Annotated in this window: 13 protein-coding genes, 1 pseudogene and 1 riboswitch; of the genes and pseudogenes, 7 read left to right on the forward strand and 7 right to left on the reverse strand. The window is 73.4% G+C overall.

All coding sequences use genetic code 11. From position 1 onward, the window contains the following. Positions 1-10 precede the first annotated feature (10 nt). Positions 11-233, reverse strand: a pseudogene (locus AB0O01_RS13330) (zf-CGNR multi-domain protein); the annotation flags it as partial. Here AB0O01_RS13330 and AB0O01_RS13335 point away from each other — a divergent pair. Together AB0O01_RS13335 and AB0O01_RS13340 are read left to right on the forward strand one after the other, a co-directional pair. Continuing rightward, positions 221-694 carry a VOC family protein gene (locus AB0O01_RS13335; RefSeq protein ID WP_365312919.1) on the forward strand — a complete coding sequence of 158 codons (474 nt, stop codon included), beginning with the start codon at positions 221-223 and terminating at the stop codon, positions 692-694. The pseudogene AB0O01_RS13330 and the gene AB0O01_RS13335 sit on opposite strands and share 13 nt — an antisense overlap. A gap of 279 nt (positions 695-973) precedes the next feature. Continuing rightward, complete coding sequence (locus tag AB0O01_RS13340; RefSeq protein ID WP_365312920.1) at positions 974-1,927, forward strand: M28 family metallopeptidase; 954 nt, start codon at positions 974-976, stop codon at positions 1,925-1,927. A 177-nt stretch (positions 1,928-2,104) separates the two neighbouring features. Here the strand turns inward: AB0O01_RS13340 and AB0O01_RS13345 are convergent, their stop codons facing one another. Beyond that, on the reverse strand, positions 2,105-3,331 hold the full coding sequence (locus tag AB0O01_RS13345; RefSeq protein ID WP_365312921.1) for a tetratricopeptide repeat protein: 1,227 nt from the start codon (positions 3,329-3,331) through the stop codon (positions 2,105-2,107). Positions 3,332-3,481: 150 nt separating this feature from the next. On the opposite strand from AB0O01_RS13345, the gene AB0O01_RS13350 reads away from it, so the two are divergent. Together AB0O01_RS13350 and AB0O01_RS13355 are read left to right on the forward strand one after the other, a co-directional pair. Beyond that, a complete protein-coding gene (locus tag AB0O01_RS13350) occupies positions 3,482-5,017 on the forward strand; it encodes an amidase family protein (protein ID WP_365312923.1) in 1,536 nt (511 codons plus the stop codon). Between the two features lie 157 nt (positions 5,018-5,174). Then, positions 5,175-5,768 carry an NAD(P)H-dependent oxidoreductase gene (locus AB0O01_RS13355; RefSeq protein ID WP_365312925.1) on the forward strand — a complete coding sequence of 198 codons (594 nt, stop codon included), beginning with the start codon at positions 5,175-5,177 and terminating at the stop codon, positions 5,766-5,768. 34 nt (positions 5,769-5,802) lie between these two features. On the opposite strand, the gene AB0O01_RS13360 is transcribed toward AB0O01_RS13355, so the two are convergent. The 4 genes from AB0O01_RS13360 to AB0O01_RS13375 all read right to left on the reverse strand — a co-directional run bounded on the left by AB0O01_RS13360 (position 5,803) and on the right by AB0O01_RS13375 (position 10,721). Then, positions 5,803-6,669, reverse strand: a complete 867-nt coding sequence (locus tag AB0O01_RS13360) for an ABC transporter permease (RefSeq protein WP_365313144.1) — start codon at positions 6,667-6,669, stop codon at positions 5,803-5,805. 214 nt (positions 6,670-6,883) lie between these two features. Beyond that, positions 6,884-7,855 (reverse strand): ABC transporter ATP-binding protein, encoded by a 972-nt coding sequence (locus AB0O01_RS13365; protein ID WP_365312926.1) that lies wholly within the window; start codon positions 7,853-7,855, stop codon positions 6,884-6,886. Positions 7,856-8,165: 310 nt separating this feature from the next. Then, positions 8,166-9,374 (reverse strand): DUF2092 domain-containing protein, encoded by a 1,209-nt coding sequence (locus AB0O01_RS13370; protein ID WP_365312927.1) that lies wholly within the window; start codon positions 9,372-9,374, stop codon positions 8,166-8,168. Positions 9,375-9,710: 336 nt separating this feature from the next. After that, on the reverse strand, positions 9,711-10,721 hold the full coding sequence (locus tag AB0O01_RS13375) for a polyprenyl synthetase family protein (RefSeq protein ID WP_365312928.1): 1,011 nt from the start codon (positions 10,719-10,721) through the stop codon (positions 9,711-9,713). Positions 10,722-11,050: 329 nt separating this feature from the next. On the opposite strand from AB0O01_RS13375, the gene AB0O01_RS13380 reads away from it, so the two are divergent. Together AB0O01_RS13380 and AB0O01_RS13385 are read left to right on the forward strand one after the other, a co-directional pair. Further along, entirely contained in the window at positions 11,051-13,039 is a 1,989-nt protein-coding gene (locus AB0O01_RS13380) for a CocE/NonD family hydrolase (RefSeq protein ID WP_365313146.1), read from the forward strand. 280 nt (positions 13,040-13,319) lie between these two features. Beyond that, a riboswitch (cyclic di-AMP (ydaO/yuaA leader) is annotated at positions 13,320-13,490 on the forward strand. A 4-nt stretch (positions 13,491-13,494) separates the two neighbouring features. Beyond that, complete coding sequence (locus AB0O01_RS13385) at positions 13,495-14,007, forward strand: transglycosylase SLT domain-containing protein (protein ID WP_365312931.1); 513 nt, start codon at positions 13,495-13,497, stop codon at positions 14,005-14,007. Between the two features lie 100 nt (positions 14,008-14,107). Here the strand turns inward: AB0O01_RS13385 and AB0O01_RS13390 are convergent, their stop codons facing one another. Then, a complete protein-coding gene (locus AB0O01_RS13390; protein WP_365312933.1) occupies positions 14,108-14,974 on the reverse strand; it encodes an HAD family hydrolase in 867 nt (288 codons plus the stop codon). 532 nt (positions 14,975-15,506) lie between these two features. Here AB0O01_RS13390 and AB0O01_RS13395 point away from each other — a divergent pair. Beyond that, positions 15,507-16,868 carry a fumarylacetoacetate hydrolase family protein gene (locus AB0O01_RS13395; RefSeq protein WP_365312934.1) on the forward strand — a complete coding sequence of 454 codons (1,362 nt, stop codon included), beginning with the start codon at positions 15,507-15,509 and terminating at the stop codon, positions 16,866-16,868. The last annotated feature ends 19 nt before the right edge of the window (positions 16,869-16,887 follow it).

The following is a 16,887-nucleotide window of genomic DNA, read 5'->3' on the forward strand; positions in this document are numbered from 1 at the left end:
GCCGGGCGGCCGGGCGGCCGTGCGCCCGGTCGGCGGTGAGCAGGAAGAGCGCGTCGCGCACCTCGCGTACGGTGGTCGGCTCGGCGTCGGCGACGGCGAGTTCCAGCCCTTCCGGCAGGCGGCTGCGGGCCGCCCGGGCCGACGGGGCCGCGCGGCACCTCGTAACGGGCGAAGACGCCGGGGCCGCCGGCCGTCAGCAACTCCAGGCAGAGAGGGTCACATGACCGACGCACCGCAGGCCCCCGGGCCGATCCACTGGAAACTCGTCGTCGACTGCGCCGACCCCCACGCCCAGGCCGACTTCTGGGGCGCCGCCCTGCACTACACCGTGGAGGACAACGACGCGCTCATCCGGCGCCTGCTGGAGCTGGGCGCGCTGTCCCGCGAGGCCACCGCGGAGTTCCACGGCCGGCTGGCCTTCCGGGACCTGGTCGCCGTACGGCATCCGGACGATCCGTACGACGGGGAGTCGGGGACCGGGCTCGGTCGGCGGATCCTCTTCCAGCGCGTGCCGGAGGAGAAGTCCGGCAAGAACCGGATCCATCTCGATCTGCACCCCGGCCCCGACCGGCGGACCGCCGAGGTGGCACGGCTGACGGAGCTGGGGGCGGGGGTGCTGCGGGAGGTACGGGAGGCCGCGGGGACGTGGGTGCTCATGCGGGACCCGGAGGGGAATGAGTTCTGCGTGGCTTAGCTGATCCCGGGGGATCTGGGGGGCCTGGGGGACCTCGGGGGATCTGGGGGCCTCGGGGGATCTGGAGGACCTCGGGGACCTCGGGGAGGGGAATGAGTTCTGCGTGGCTTGGCGGACCCCGGGTGGACAGAGAGTCGATCTCCGGGCCCCATTCAAACGCATGGCCGAATACGTCCCTTGACGGAGAATCAGCCTCAGCTTCACCATCCAGGCACCCCATTCACTGTGGAATCCCTGTGGTCACCCCACAGGGTTCCCCACGGAATTCGGAGCCCCCACATGAAGCTCTCCGTTTCCGGGCGGGCGGCCACGGCTGCCGTCGTCGCGGTCGCGACCGTGCTCACCGGTGGATCCCTCGCCGGTGCCGCTCCCGCCTCCCCCGGGCCTTCGGTGCTCGCCGCGCCGGACATCCCCCTCGCGAACGTCAAGGCGCATCTCACCCAGTTCCAGTCCATAGCCACCGCCAACGGCGGCAACAGAGCGCACGGCCGGACCGGCTACCGGGCCTCGCTGGACTATGTGAAGGCCAAGCTGGACGCGGCCGGGTTCACCACCACGATCCAGCAGTTCACCTCGTCCGGCCGGACCGGCTACAACCTGATCGCGGACTGGCCCGGCGGCGACCCGGAGCAGGTGGTGATGGCCGGCGCCCATCTGGACAGCGTGACCTCCGGGCCCGGGATCAACGACAACGCCTCCGGTTCGGCCGCCGTCCTGGAGACCGCCCTCGCCGTCTCCCGCGCCGGGTACCAGCCGGTGAAGCATCTGCGGTTCGCCTGGTGGGGCGCCGAGGAACTCGGGCTGGTCGGCTCGCGTTACTACGTCAACAGCCTCACGGCCGCCGACCGCGCCCGCATCGACGGCTATCTCAACTTCGACATGATCTCCTCGACCAACGCCGGCTACTTCGTCTACGACGACGACCCCGCGATCGAGCAGAGCTTCAAGACGTACTTCGCCGGTCTCGGGGTCCCGACCGAGATCGAGACGGAGGGTGACGGCCGCTCCGACCATGCCTCGTTCAAGAACGCGGGCATACCGGTCGGCGGTCTCTTCACCGGCGCCAGCCGGGTCAAGAGCGCCGCCCAGGCCACCAAGTGGGGTGGTACGGCGGGCCGTGCCTTCGACAGTTGCTACCACTCGTCCTGCGACACGACCGCCAGCGTCAACGACACCGCGCTCAACCGGAACTCCGACGCGATAGCCCACGCGATCTGGGACCTCTCGGACTGACCCGGGGCCACCGGAACCGGGCGGGGCGTCAGCGACCGGGCGCGTCCGTCACCGGCCGGGCGCGTCCGCTACCGGCTGGGGCACCCGTCACCGCCACCGGCTCGCGGCGCGCCCGCCACCGGCTCGCGGCGCCCGTGTCCGGCTCGCGGCGCGCCCGCCACCGGCTGGCGGCGGCCGTCACCGGCTCGCGGCGGCTGCCGCCGCGCGGGCGGTCAGCCGGTCCATGCGCGCCCGCGCCCCGTCCAGTTCCTCCCCGTCCACGGCGGCCGGCCCCCCGGGCTCGGCCGCCAGCTCCGCCCATACGGCGATCAGTTCCCGCCCCAGCTCCAGTCCGCGCCCGGCGTCCCGCACCGCCCGCCACGCCGTCGCCGCGCTCTGGACGTTCCCGTACGCGGACTCCGCCTCCCCGGCACCGGCGTAGCCGCGCGCGAGGTCCAGGGAGAGCCGGAACGCCCGCTCGGGCTCCCCGGCCAGATAGGCAACATAGGCGGCGAGCCCGGCGAGCCTGCGGACCTCGGCGTGGTCGGCGCCGAGCGTGGCGGACGCCTCGGTCAGCGCCCGCTCCGCCAGCGTCGCCGCGTCCTGCGCCCGGCCCTCCTTGACCGCGTCCCCGATCAGGGTCATCGGCCCCGCGAGCGGGGTGGCGGCGGGCGGCCGGTCGTCCAGTACCGCCTCGGCGACCGCGTCGAACCCGCGCGGCGGCGTCGGCGTCGGCACCGGGTCGGGGTCGAGCGCGAGATCGTGCGGGGGGAGGAGGGGGCGGAGGGGGTGTTTGGGGGTGGAGGGGGTGGCGGGGGCGGCGGTGGGTGTTGCCGGGGGCGCGGAGGGGTGAGCGGGGGGCACGGAGGGGGGAGCGGGGGGCGCCGGTACGTCGTTCGCGCCCCGGTCCCGCTCCGGGTGCGTGGCCGGTGGCATGGCTGGGGGCATGGCTGAGGACATGACCGGGTGCATGACCGGAGGCATGACCGGGGGTGGTCCGAACTCGCCCGTCGGAGCCGCGACGGTGCCGGGCGCGGCGCGCAGCGGGAAGGTCGGGGTGTTCTCGCCGAGCGGGGTCGGCGGCGGGAAGGGCTGCGGCGTCGGGGGCAGGGGGACCGGGTCTGCGGCGAGCTGGCTGGTGCCGTCGGGGTCGACCCGGAGCGGGATGACATAGCCGGTGCGCTCGTCGTGGACGGTCGCCAGGACGGGGTGGCCGGCGGCCCGCGCGGCGCGGTGGAGATGGTCGAGCACGGTCCGCTGGAGCGGCTGACCGGGTACCGCGGTGATCCGCACTCCCCCGACAAGGGCGCCGTCGCCGCCGGGGCCGGGTACCCGTACCTCGATCGGGGTCGCCGTGGAGGCGGGGGCCGGTTCGTCGGCGGCGTGCTGGGTTTCCCGCTGCTGCTCGCGGCTGGGTCGAGACATCGCTTCCCTCACTCGGATGTGTCCGCGAGCCTTCCGCGCACACCTGTGTCGAGTGTCCCGCCCCGGCCGGACCGCAGGCGTCACCGGGGCGTCACAGCCTCGTCCCAAGAACTGGCCCCCGGGCCGTCGGTGCCGGTAGGAAGGGGCCGCATGGAGCCCGTGAACCACGCCATGACCTGCACCATGGACTGCGCCCATGAGATCGCTGCGGCCGTCCGTTCCGGTGTCACCCGCGCGGTGGACGCCGTGTCGGCGGCCCTCGACCGGATCGAGCGGACCGACCCGGCGCTGAGCGCGTTCACCGAGGTGTGGGCGGACGAGGCGCTGCGGCGGGCGGCGGAGGTGGACGCGGAGGCCCGCGCCGGATCGGCGGGACCGCTGGCCGGGGTGCCGTTCGCGGTGAAGGGGCGGCGCGGCGGGCTGCGCGCGGCGGACGCGCGGGCGCTGGCCGGTGCCGGGGCGATACCGGTGGGTGCCACCTCCGTCCCCGGGCCGGGCACGGCATGGCAGACCTGGGGGCTCGGCCGGTACGGCCGTACGGTCAACCCCTGGCGGGCGGACCGGACGCCGGGCGGCTCGTCGGCGGGGGCCGCGGCGGCGGTGGCGGCGGGGCTGGTACCCCTGGCGACCGGCGCCGACGGGGCGGGGTCGATCCGGATCCCGGCGGCCTGGTGCGGGGTGCTGGGCCTGAAGACCACCAACGGACGGCTCCCGGTCAGCGACCCCACCGGCCTCACCGCCCCGGGCGTGCTGGCCCGCTGCCCGGGGGACGCCGCGCTGTACTGGTCGGTGGTGTCCGGCGCCCCGCCGGGAGATCCGCTGCCACTCCGGGTCCCGCCGGGTACGCCGACTGTCCGGCCTCCGGGACTTGCCTCGGACACACCCACCGTCCGTCCTGCGGGACTCGCCTCGGACGCACCAGCCCTGCGGCCCACGGGACTTGCACCGAGCGGACCAGCCGTCCACTCCCCGGACCCAGCGCCCCGTGCTCCCGCAGCCCCGCCCCCGGACCTGGCGCCGAGTGCACCCGCCCCCCACTCCCCGAACCCGGCCTCGGGTGCACCCACCCTCCGCCCCCCAGTCCCGGCACCCCGTGCACCCACCGTCCCGCCCCCGGACCCGGCGCCGGACGCGCCTTCCCCCCAGCCCCCGGACCCGGCGCCGCACGCGCCCTCCCCCCGCCCCCCATCCCCGAACCCGGCATCGGGCATCCCCGCCCTCTGGTCCCCCGACCTCGGGTTCGCCACGCCCGATCCCGAGCCCCTGGCCCTCGCCCGTGCCGCCGCCCTCCGCCTCGCCGACCTGGGCGTCCTGCGGCTGACCGCCCCGCCCGCCGCCCTGCGCCTGGTCGATCCGGCCCCAGCCTGGCTGGCGCTGCGCACCCCGGGCGCCGACCCCGCCCCGGCGCACCGCCTCCGCGCCACCAACGACCGGCGCCTCGCCACCCTCTTCAGCCGCACGGAGCTGCTCCTCACCCCGGCCGTCCCCCTCGCCCCACACGGCCACGACGGTCCCGGCGACCGCTACTCCACCGAGCTGACCTGGGCGTTCAACCTCAGCGGCCATCCGGCGATCACCCTCCCGGCCGGGTTCGACGACGACGGCTGCCCGGCCGGGCTCCAACTCGTCGCACCGCACGGGCGGGAGGACCTGCTGCTGGCGGTGGCGCGGCAGTGGAGGGCATGACGGTGGACAGACACTGAATGCGTATGCACATAATGCAGATGCGCTTAATTGCCGTACGCGGATTAGGGGCCCTGGAGCATCACCGCGGAGCCCGCTCGCCGCCACGACCGTTCCCCGTGGACAGCCGCACGGGGACCCCGCCGACCCGGGAGACGTCATGACCGCCCGCCGCTTCCTCTTCGTCCTCGGCAGCAGCCGTGCCGACGGCAACACCGAACTGCTGGCCCGCGAGGCCGCCGCGCAACTGCCCGCCGATGTCGAGCAGCGCTGGATCGACCTCGCCGACCTCGATGTCCCGGAGTTCGAGGATCTGCGGCACGACAGCGACCACGCCCGCCCCGCCGAGGGCGCGCTCGCCACCCTGCTGGACGCCACCCTCGCGGCGACGGACGTCGTGATCGCCTCCCCGCTGTACTGGTACACCCTGTCCGCGCCGATGAAGCGCTACCTCGACCACTGGTCGGGCTGGCTGCGCACCCCCGGTATCGACTTCCACGAGACGATGGCCGACCGCACCCTGTGGGGTGTGACGGTGCTGGCGCACGAGGAGTCCGAGGTGGCGGACCCGCTGATCGGCGCCCTGCACCACTCGGCGGCGTATATGCGGATGCGGTTCGGCGGGGTCCTGCTGGGCAACGGCAGCAAGCCGGGCGATGTCCGCACCGACACCGGGGCCCTGGCACGGGCCAAGACCTTCTTCGCCCAGGAGGCCCCGCTCGCCCGCTTCCCCTACGAGGAGGGGGCGGCGTAGGGCGCGTCCGCCGCCTCCCGCCCGCCCCGCGCTCTCACGACGTCACGTCCTTCGCCGCGAACCGGGCCCACGCCGCCGATCCGAACACCGCCGCGTACAGCGCCTGGAGGCCCAGGTTCTTGACCAGCTCGTCCCAGTACACCGGTTCCCGCATGAGGTCGGCGAAGGACAGCCAGTAGTGGGAGAAGAAGTACGGGTGGAGCGCGTCGAGCTGCGGTATCTGGCCGAGGATCTGCACGGTGATCAGCAGCCCGACCGTCGTCGCCATCGCCGCGATCCCGCTGCCGGTGAGCGTGGACACGAACAGCCCCAGCGCCGCCACGCCCACCAGTGACGCGGCGACCACCAGAGCGATCAGCAGAGCCCGCCCGAGCCCCTCGGCGAAACCGATCCGGGTCCCGGAGATCGTCGTCAGCTCCCCCATCGGGAACAGCAGCGCCCCCACGGCCAGCGCGGACACCGCCACCGTCAGGGTCGCGGCCAGACAGAAGGCGATCACGGTGGCGAACTTGGTGAGCAGGAGTCTCGTCCGGCCCGCCGGGGCGACCAGCAGATAGCGCAGGGTCCCGGCGCTCGCCTCGCCCGCGATGGCGTCGCCCGCCACCACCCCCACGGCCATCGGAAGAAAGAACGGCAGGGTGGCGGCCAGGGCGGTGAAGACCAGGAAGAGCCCGTTGTTGGTGATCTGCGAGATGAAGGCGGGTCCCTCGCCGCCGCCTCCCCCGCCGCCCAGCGAGGACCCGTCGCCGGTCTCGATCCGGACCGCGATCCCGACGAGGACCGGCACGGCGGCCAGGACGCCGAGCAGCGCGATCGTGCGCCACCGGCGAAAGGTGACGACCAGCTCACTGCGCAGCAACCCGAACGTCCACAACGGACCGGGCCCCCGCACGGCCACCACCCTCCCGGCATCGCCTCCGGCGCCGGCCTGCACCCCTGCGTCGGCCCCGACCCCGGCGTGAGCCTTCATCCCACCATCGGCCTTCACCCCACCATCGACCTTCACCCCGGCATCATCGGCCCCCACCCCGGCGTCGACCTGCATCCCAGCGTCGGCCCCGACCCCGGCATCGGCCCCCACTCCCGCATCACCCCCGCCACCCTCCGCGGCCGTCTCAGCCCGCGACATCGAAACCCTCCCCCGTCAGCGCCACGAACGCGTCCTCCAGCGAGGCGCGCTCCACGGTGAAACCGCGCACCCGCACCCCGGCCGCGACCAGCGCGGCGTTGAGATCGGCGAGTTCCCCCTCAGGGGGCTCCCCCGAAACCCTGTCGTCCTCCACAACCACATCCCCCACCCCCCGCTCCTTGAGCACCCGGGCCGCGTCCCCCGGGTCCGGGGTGAGGACGACCAGTCGGCCCCGCGCCCCGGCGGACAGATCGGCCACCAGCCCCTGGGTGATCAGCCGCCCCTGGGCCATCACGGCGGCATGGGTGCAGACCTGCTCGATCTCGTCCAGGAGGTGGGAGGAGAGGAAGACCGTGGTGCCGTCGGAGGCCAGCTCGCGGATCAGGGCGCGGATCTCCCGCATGCCCTGGGGGTCGAGCCCGTTGGTCGGCTCGTCCAGCACCAGCAGGCGGCGGGGCTGGAGCAGGGCGGCGGCCAGCCCGAGCCGCTGTTTCATCCCGAGCGAGTACGCCTTGGCCTTCTTGCCGGCCGCCGCCGCGAGCCCGACCCGCTCCAGCGCCGCGCCCACCCGGGCCCGCCGGGTGCGGGGGTCGGCGGCCGGGTCGGCGGCGTCGTAGCGGAGCAGGTTGTCGCGGCCGGAGAGGAAGCCGTAGAGGGCGGGGCCCTCGATCAGGGCGCCGACGTGCGGGAGCACGGCGCGGGTGGCCCGGGGCATGGGCCGCCCCAGGATCCGCGCCGTGCCCGAGGTGGGCTCGATCAGGCCCATCAGCATGCGGATGGTGGTGGTCTTGCCGGAGCCGTTGGGGCCGAGGAAGCCGAAGACGCTGCCCGTCGGGACGGTCAGATCGAGGGCGTCCACGGCGAGCTGCCCGCCGCGGTAGCGCTTGGTCAGCGCGCGGGTCTGGATGATCCCCTCGGCGCCTTGGGCACCGGTCCCGGCAGCACCCTGCGTACGCACAGCACCCTGCACGCCCCCGGCACCCCGGTCACCCTCCCCTGCGCGCTCCCGCCGCGGTCCCCTTGCGGACGCCTCCGCCATCCGGCCTCCCCCGGTTGTCCTCGCCGGTCCTCGCCGGTCCTGGTCAGTCCTCGCCGGTCCTCGTCGTCGTGGCCGGGATCGTGGACCCGGCCCCGCTCGTCCTCGCCTCACGACCGGCCTCGCCCGACCCGCCGCGCCCGACCCGCCCGACCGGGCGCGCTCCGAATCGAACCCGCCCGATCGCCGCTGCCGCTGCCTATCGACCGCGCCCGATCGCCGCCGCTGCTGCTTACTGCCCCGAATCGGCCGCCTTCACCAGCGCGTCCTGGGTGACCGCGCCCACATAGACCGTGCCGTCGTCGGTGATCAGGGCGTTGATGAGCCGAGTCTTGAAGACCGTGCCCTCCCCGAACTTGCCGCTGACCTGGTCGCCGAGGGAGTCCAGGAAGCCGCCGAACTGGCCGGCCCCGGCGCCGGACGGGACGCCCTGGCCGCCGGTGTCCAGGACCGCTATGGCGTTCCAGCCCTCGCCGAGCACCTTCGCCCCGTCGAGGCCCTTGCCGAAGTCCTCCTCGGACTTCGGCTGCTCGGACCCGGACCCCGCCGCCGGCAGATCGGACTCCTCGGTGACCTTCGCGCCCTCGGGCGGGGTGAAGTCGAAGGTCGAGGCGGCCGGGCGGGCGAAGTCGACCTGGGTGAACCCGGCGTCGACCACCGCCGCCCCACCGGCGGCCGGGGTGAGGGTGAACTTGAGCGGGGTGTACGTCTTCGAGTCCACCGCGATGGTGATCTGGCCGACCGTCGAGCCGGACTGGCGGGGCTTGACGACCAGCTTGTAGGCGTCGCGCCCGGCGACCTGGGCGGTGCCGTCGACGGTGACCGAGGTGGTGTCGTCGACCGCCTTCAGGGCCTCCTCGGCGAAGTCCTTCGGGGTGGCCGGGACGTCCTTCCCGTCCTCGGCACCCTCGGCGGACGCCGAGTGGTAGACCTCGTTGGAGGCGCTGTCGTAGCCCCAGACGTCGTCGCCGTTGTGGATGACGCTGTACTCCGCTGCGTCCTCCAGCAGGGACAGCTTCTGCCTGTCGGGGCCGTCCACCGCGACCCGCAGGGTGTGGGTACCGGCGGCCAGCGCGGTGAGCTTGGACTGCGGGTCGGCCGAGGAGCCGGACTCGTCACCGCCGGAGCCGGTGGCGCCGGAGAGCAGACCGCTCTCCAGCCCGCCGAGGTTGGGCAGGCCGAGGTCGGTGGTGATCTTCACCGTGCCGGACAACTGCTCGGTGTCCGACTCGGCGATCCGCTGGATGAGCTGCTCCGCGCTGATCTCGGGGAGGTCGGGGCTGCCGGAGTCGGCGATGGCGGGAACCAGTCCGATGGTCGCCGCCGCCACCCCCGTCACCGCGACCGGGACGATGTACCGAGCGGCCTTCTTGCGCCGCCCCGCGCGCTGGTCGTCGATGCCCGCGCCGGTCGTGCTGTCGTCGGATTCGTACGGTGCCATGTGTGCCCTACCTCCGTGTCGGCGGCGGCTCTCCGTCTTGTCGCGTCCGTACACTCGTCCACCCTGAGCCGCCATTCTCACCCGAACCGGTGAGGAGTGGTGTGTTTCCGTACTCACCATCTGACCAAATCACCGGCGATGAGGCGTCACTCCCCAGAGCCAACTCCGCGTACTGCCCCGGTATGACACCGGGCGCCCACGGCTACTCCCACCCGTAAGGGTCGGGGCGCTGCCGCAGGTCGCGGCAGCGTGAGGGCCGAGGCAGCCTCAAGGGCCGCGCACCGCCGAGGACAGGGCTCACCGCCGACCGGCCGCTCTGCCCCGCCCCCTACTCCCCTACCCCGCGCGATGCACCACCGCGTCGCACAACTCCTCCAGCGCCCCCCGCGCGTCGCACTCCCGCAGCGGTGCCAGGGCCGCCCGCGCCTCCTCGGCGTAGCGGACGGTGTCCCGCCGGGCCTGCTCCAGGGCCGGGTGGGCGCGCAGCGCGGTGAGCGCCTCGGTGTGGCGGGCGTCGTCGGTGAGGTCGGAGTCGAGCAGTGCGCACAGGGCGAGGTCCTCGGCGAGGCCCAGGCGCTGGGCGCGTTCGCGCAGCCGCAGCACCGGCATGGTGGGGATGCCCTCGCGCAGATCGGTGCCCGGGGTCTTGCCCGACTCATGGCTGTCGGAGGCGATGTCGAGGACGTCGTCGGCGAGCTGGAAGGCGACGCCGAGCCGCTCGCCGTACTGGGTGAGGACATCGACGACGGAGTCGTCGGCGCCGGACATCATCGCGCCGAACCGGCAGGAGACGGCGACCAGGGAGCCGGTCTTGCCGCCGAGCACATCGAGGTAGTGGTCGACCGGGTCGCGGCCGTCGGCGGGGCCCGCGGTCTCCAGGATCTGGCCGGTGACCAGTCGCTCGAACGCCTCGGCCTGCACCCGGACGGCCTCCGGCCCGAGGTCGGCGAGGATGTGCGACGCGCGCGCGAAGAGAAAGTCACCTGTGAGCACGGCGACCGAGTTGCCCCAGCGGGTGTTGGCGCTGGGCACCCCGCGCCGGACGGCGGCCTCGTCCATCACGTCGTCGTGGTAGAGCGTGGCCAGATGGGTCAGTTCGACGACGACGGCGGAGGGGACGACCCCGGGCGCATAGGGGTCGCCGAACTGGGCGGAGAGCATCACCAGCAGTGGCCGGAATCTTTTGCCACCGGCCCGCACCAGGTGCTGCGCGGCCTCCGTGATGAACGGCACCTCGCTCTTGGTGGCCTCTAGCAGCCCTTCCTCGACAGCCACCAATCCGGCCTGGACATCTGCTTCCAGAACCTGGTCCCGCACGCTCAGCCCGAACGGCCCGACGACGGTCACGAGGGTCTCCTGTCTGCTGGTGTCTACTGGTGCCTACTGGCGATTACCCGGTATGTCGATTGATCGCTGCCATCACTCACGTCAGCGTATCCGGTCATGTTTCGATCACCGATGCCGCCCACCGCGCAGCACGGGCGGTATCGGATCAGGCCCGGTATGTTTTTGATCACCTGATACGAGCGGATATTTATTGAATTGCAGAGCAATAGGGAGAAGTGTCGCGGACTGCCCCTCGATACCGAGAGCCGACCGCATCATTTTCAGCCACCCCGCTGAGCCTCTCCCTCCTGCGCTGCCGTCCAGCCGAGGGCAGTCCCATGTCCGGTCCGGTGCGCATCCGTACCTCCTTCCCCTACGAGACGACCCACGACGACCTCCGGATCCCGCTAAGCGACGGGACGCTGCTCTACGCGCGCGTATGGCGGCCGGTCACCGCCGCCCCCGTACCGGCGCTGCTCGAACACCTTCCCTTCCGGCTGACCGACGCGACCGCCGCCCGCGACGCCCAGCGCCACCCCTGGTACGCGGGCCACGGCTACGCGAGCGTCCGGGTCGACGCGCGCGGGCACGGCAACAGCGGGGGCGTACCCGGGGACGGGCCCTCGGCGGACGCGGCGGACGCCGCCGAGGTGGTGGAGTGGCTGGCGGCGCGGCCGTGGTGCGACGGCGGGGTCGGCATGATCGGCATCTCGTGGGGCGGCTCCCTCGCGCTGCGGACGGCGGCCCTGGCACCGGGACCGCTCAAGGCGGTCGTCAGCGTCTGCGCCACGGACGACCACTACGACAACGACGGGCAGTACGCGGGAGGTTCCGTCCAGGCGGCGGATCTGCCCCACTGGGCGGCGCGCTCCCTGGCGCTCGCCGCCCGCCCGCCGGACCCCCGGTACCTGGGGGACGGCTGGCGTGACCTGTGGCAGTACCGGCTGGACGCCCTGGAGCCGCCCCTGCACACCTGGCTGGGCCATCAGCTCCGTGACGGGTACTGGAGGGCGGCCGGCGCGGTGCGCGAGGACTATGGCGCGATCCGGGCGGCGGTCCTCGCGGTCGGCGGGCTGCACGACCCGTACCGGGACACCGTGCTGCGGCTGGTGGAGCACCTTCCGGCGGCCCGGGTGCGCGGGCTGCTCGGGCCCTGGCCGCACGAGTACCCCGACCGGGGCCGCCCGCCCGGCCCGGCGATCGGCTTCCTCCAGGAGACCCTGCGCTGGTGGGACCACTGGCTCAAGGGCCGGGACACCGGCGTCAGCGCCGATCCGCCCCTGCGCGCCTGCCTGACCCCCTCCCGCGGGTCCCTGCCGGGCCCCTGGACCGCCGAGCCCGCCTGGCCCTCCCCGCACATCACCCCGGTCGTGTACGCCCTCCAGGGCGCCCCCGCGGCCGTACGGTCCCCGATGCACACCGGGGTCGACGCGGGGGCCTTCCTGCCGCGCGGGGGCGATGCCGATCTGCCGCCGGACCAGCGGGCGGAGGACGGGCGGTCGGTCTGCTTCGAGTTCCCGGCCGGCGGCAGCGGGATCCGGGTCCTGGGGCGGCCCCGGGTGCGGCTGCGGCTGCGCTGCGAGGTGGAGCGGGGGCAGGTGATCGCGCGGCTGTGCGATGTCGCCCCGGACGGCTCCTCGGTGCTGGTGACCCGGGGGGTGCTGAACCTCTGCGCGCGGGCGGGGCGGGACCGGGCGGTGCCGTGGCCGCCGGGCACGACGGAGGAGGTGGCCTTCGAGCTGGGGGCGGCGGGGCATGTGTTCGCGCCGGGGCACCGGGTGCGGCTGGCCGTCTCGTCCGCGTACTGGCCGTGGGTGTGGCCGCAGCCCGGCTCCGAGGCCGGGTTCGTCCTGGACCCGGCGGGCAGCGCGCTGGAGCTGCCGGTGCGGGAGCCGGAGCGGGGGCCGGGGAGCGGCGGCGGGCCCGAGGGGGAGGCGGAGCAGGCGGGGCCGCTCGGGGTGGTCTCCCCGGTCACGCTGGACGAGCCGCGCCCCGGGCGGCTGGTGGTGCGGGACGTGGCCCGGGGCGAGTGGCGGCTGGAGGTCGCACCGGGGCCGGGCGGCACCGAGGTGCATCCGGACGGTCTGGAGGTCACGGAGGAGGCGCTGGAGTCGTACACGATCCGGGACAGCGACGCGCTGTCGGCGCGGACCCGGTCGGACCGGACGATCCGGCTGCACCGGCCGGACGCGGCCTGGGACACCAGGGTCCGGGCCCGGTCGGAGATCACCTGCACGGCGACGGAGTTTTTGACCGTTAATGAGGTGATTTGCACCCTCGGCCGCGAGGTGATCTTCCACCGCACCTGGGAACGTCGGATTCCACGCACCGCTGGTTAATAGGGACTTGGGAGCATTGCCCGATTTACCACTCTTGCGCACGGGCGTGACTTGACTCACTCGCATCCACCTCCCCCCGATCCGGAGCCGTTCCGCCGCCGCACCCCGATTCACCTTCCCCATCGCACGAGTTGAACCTTTCCAGCCGCAAAGGATCATGTGCGGCAGATGGCGGGATAAAGATCAGAAGCGGCGATCTGTGATTCCACCACTTGTTTCGGACATCCGCTCTCGCATACGTTCCCGGCCAGTCGGGCGGACGCCTAGTCCTGCCACCGCCCGCACCAACTCACTAGATCCACGGCAGGAGCGGGGGACCCAGGTAAGTCGCCGGGCCGGACGTCTTGACGTCCTGGCGCGGCTCGGGGTGAAGCCGTGCCCGCAAGGGCCGGCCGGGCACCTCCCCGCCCGAACCCGACAGCTCACCTCGCAGGCGTAGGAGAGGAACCGTTCCCATGTCCCTTCCCCTGTCCGCTCCCGTGTCCGCCCTTCCCGGGTCCGCGCACCGCTCCACCCGGGTCCGCCGCATCGCCCGCCGACTGGCCGTCGCCGGTACCGGCGCCGCCGTGCTTGCCCTGCCGATCATCGGCGCCACCACCGCCACCGCCGCCACCCCGACCGTCGTCTCGGCGGCCACCTCGGCCTACCCGAACACCCTCGACGGCTGGATCCGCCAGGCCCTCGACGTCATGCGGCAGAACGGCATCCCCGGCAGCTACGACGGCATCCACCGCAATGTGATGCGCGAGTCGTCCGGCAACCCGGCCGCCGTCAACAACTGGGACTCCAACGCCGCCGCCGGCACCCCGTCCAAGGGCCTGCTCCAGGTGATCGACCCGACCTTCGCCGCGTACCACGTCTCCGGGACGGTCTACGACCCGTACGACCCGATCGCGAACATCGTCGCCGCCTGCAACTACGCGGCGGACCGGTACGGGTCGATCGACAACGTCTTCGGCGCCTACTGATCCACTGCGCTTTGCGGGTTGGGGCCCGCAAAGCGCAGACGGGCCGAATGCCGCATTCTTGAATTCCCCATGCGGCATTCGCGATTCGGGATCAACGCATTCATGGATTCCCGGGCGACTGTTGGGGCAGCCGCCGGGGGAAGACCCGTTCGAGGACGACGGCGATGCCGTCGTCCTCGTTCGATGTGGTGACCTCGTCGGCCACCGCCTTCAGTTCGGGATGGGCATTGGCCATCGCCACGCCATATCCGGCCCAGTCGAACATCGGAATGTCATTGGGCATGTCCCCGAACGCGATGGTGTGCTCCGCCCGCACCCCCAGCCGCCCGGCCGCCAGCGCCAGCCCGGTCGCCTTGGTCACCCCGCACGGCTGGAGTTCGACGGTCCCCGGACCCGACATGGTGACCGTCGCCAGGGAACCGACCACCGCGCGGGCCACCGACGCCAACTCGTCGTCGGTGAGGTCCGGGTGGCGCAGCAGCACCTTGCTGATCGGCTCCGCCCACAGCTCGGCCCGGCGCCCTACGCGGACGGCGGGCAGGGTCGGGTGCGGCATCAGATAGCCCGGCTCGATCAGGGTGAGCCCGTCCACGCCGTCCTGGTCGACCGCCGCGTACACCTCCCCGACCTCGGCCTCGATCTTGCCGATCGCGGTCTCCGCCAGTTCCCGGTCCAGGGTGACCGACCACAGCAGGCGGTCCGCGCCCGCGTCGTACAGTTGCGCGCCCTGGCCGCACACCGCGAGACCGGTGCTGCCCAGGCGTTCCAGGAGCGGGCGCACCCGGGGGGCCGGGCGACCGGTCACCACCAGATGCCGGGCACCGGCCTCGGCGGTCCGCGCCAGCGCGGCCAGCGAGCGGTCGGAGAAGGTGTCGTCACCGCGCAGCAGAGTGCCGTCGAGGTCGGTGGCGACAAGGGCGAACGTCATGCGCGCGGTGCGTGCGGCATATGCGGTGGGTGCGGCCATGATCAGAGAATACGGACATCGCGCGGCCCCGACCCGGCCCGAACCGGACGTCGGCCGGCTTCCCCGACGACCCGCCCGCCCCGGTCAACTCCCCTGTACCATGCGGCCTTTCACTCGGCGGGCGCCCGGGACGACTGCTGAAAACGGGTCCGCTTTTCACTCAGAGGGGGTCGCTCCGCGAGGGGCCGGGGGGCGTCCCCGGGGCGTTCCCGGAGCGTTCCGGAGACGTTCAGGGGGTGCTTGGGGGTCCTCGGGGGGGGGTGCTCGGGGAGCACTCAGGAGTTGCTCGGGGGGAGGTGCTCCCTGTGAGGGGCGCTCTGCGAAGGGGGGCGCGCTCCGCAGGGATGCCGGGTGTGCGGGTGTCCGGGTGGGCGGGTATTCGCTGGAGTGGGCTCCTTTCATGACATTTCTGAATCTCTCGGGCGTTCTAGATCATGAGGGGCGGGGGTAGGGAGACGACGTACCGTGGCCGGTGGCCCGGCGCGGCACCGGCTCGGCACCCCTTCCGGCAGACGAGAGCGAGGCAGACCGCATGCCACCCATCGGCGTCCCCGACAGTGACCCCTCCCGCGCGGATGGGGGCGACCCCTTCGACATCCCGGAGGGCCACCCCTTCGGGCCGCACAATCTCCCCTACGGCGTCTTCTCACCGGCCGGGGCGGATGCCGGTACGGGTACGGGTGCCGGTACAGGTACGGGTACGGGTGCCGGTACGGGTACGGGTGCGGGTGGGCGGAGCGTCGGGGTCCGGCTCGGTGACCGGGTCCTGGACGCCGGGGCCGCCGCCCACGCCCTGGGCTCCCCCTACGCCGCGCTCCTCGCCCGCCCCACCCTCGGCCCGCTGCTCGCCGCCGGACGTACCACCTGGTCGGACGTGCGGCGGGCGCTGACCGCCTGGGTGACCGTGCCCGCGCACCGCGAGGTGATCGCCCCGCTGCTGTACCCGCTGTCCTCGGTGCGCCTGCACCTGCCCTTCGAGGTCGCCGACTACGTCGACTTCTACTCCTCCGAGAACCACGCCCGCACTGTCGGCCGGATCTTCCGCCCCGGCGCCCCCGACTCCCTCCCCCCGAACTGGAAGCACCTCCCCATCGGCTACCACGGCCGCGCCGGGACGGTCGTCGTCTCGGGCACGGACGTCGTACGGCCGTCGGGGCAGCACACGTCCCCCGCCGACCCGGCACCGGTCTTCGGCCCCACCACCCGCCTGGACATCGAGGCCGAGGTCGGTTTCGTGGTGGGCGTGCCGAGCGCCCTGGGCAGCCCGGTGGCGCAGAGCGCCTTCCGCGACCACGTCTTCGGGCTCTGCCTGCTCAACGACTGGTCGGCCCGGGACATCCAGTCCTGGGAGACCGTGCCCCTGGGCCCGTTCCTCGGCAAGTCCTTCGCCACGTCGATCTCGGCGTGGATCACTCCGCTGGACGCGCTGGAGCAGGCCCGGATCGCCCCGCCCGAGCGCACCCATCCACCGCTGCCGTATCTCGACGACCGCGACGAGGAGCCGAACGGATACGACCTGCGGCTGTCCGTCGCGATCAACGGCCATGTCGTCTCCGAGCCGCCCTTCTCCACCATGTACTGGACCGCCGCCCAGCAGCTCGCCCACCTCACGGTGAACGGGGCCTCGCTGCGCACCGGCGACCTCTACGCCTCCGGCACGGTCAGCGGACCCGGCGAGCGCGAGCGGGGCTGTCTGCTGGAGCTGACCTGGAACGGCCGCGACCGGCTGGAGCTGCCCGGCGGCGGACGGACCTTCCTGGAGGACGGGGACGTGGTGACGCTGACGGGCTGGGCCCCGGGGCAGAACGGTCTGCGGGTGGGGCTGGGCGAGGTCGAGGGAACGGTGGTCGACGGCACGGTGGCCGCGGGGGCGGTGGTCGCGGGGAGGTCATGAGGGGGTGAGGGGTTTCCCC

It is taken from the genome of Streptomyces sp. NPDC093252 (genome assembly GCF_040683675.1).
Lineage (GTDB): Bacteria > Actinomycetota > Actinomycetes > Streptomycetales > Streptomycetaceae > Streptomyces.

Bases quoted from the DNA above. Each gene is read 5' to 3' on its own strand.
- AB0O01_RS13370 (WP_365312927.1), bottom strand. From the start codon at position 9,374: ATGGCACCGTACGAATCCGACGACAGCACGACCGGCGCGGGCATCGAC.
- AB0O01_RS13345 (WP_365312921.1), bottom strand. From the start codon at position 3,331: ATGTCTCGACCCAGCCGCGAGCAGCAGCGGGAAACCCAGCACGCCGCC.
- AB0O01_RS13335 (WP_365312919.1), top strand. From the start codon at position 221: ATGACCGACGCACCGCAGGCCCCCGGGCCGATCCACTGGAAACTCGTC.
- AB0O01_RS13390 (WP_365312933.1), bottom strand. From the start codon at position 14,974: ATGGCCGCACCCACCGCATATGCCGCACGCACCGCGCGCATGACGTTC.
- AB0O01_RS13350 (WP_365312923.1), top strand. From the start codon at position 3,482: ATGGAGCCCGTGAACCACGCCATGACCTGCACCATGGACTGCGCCCAT.
- AB0O01_RS13340 (WP_365312920.1), top strand. From the start codon at position 974: ATGAAGCTCTCCGTTTCCGGGCGGGCGGCCACGGCTGCCGTCGTCGCG.
- AB0O01_RS13385 (WP_365312931.1), top strand. From the start codon at position 13,495: ATGTCCCTTCCCCTGTCCGCTCCCGTGTCCGCCCTTCCCGGGTCCGCG.
- AB0O01_RS13395 (WP_365312934.1), top strand. From the start codon at position 15,507: ATGCCACCCATCGGCGTCCCCGACAGTGACCCCTCCCGCGCGGATGGG.
- AB0O01_RS13355 (WP_365312925.1), top strand. From the start codon at position 5,175: ATGACCGCCCGCCGCTTCCTCTTCGTCCTCGGCAGCAGCCGTGCCGAC.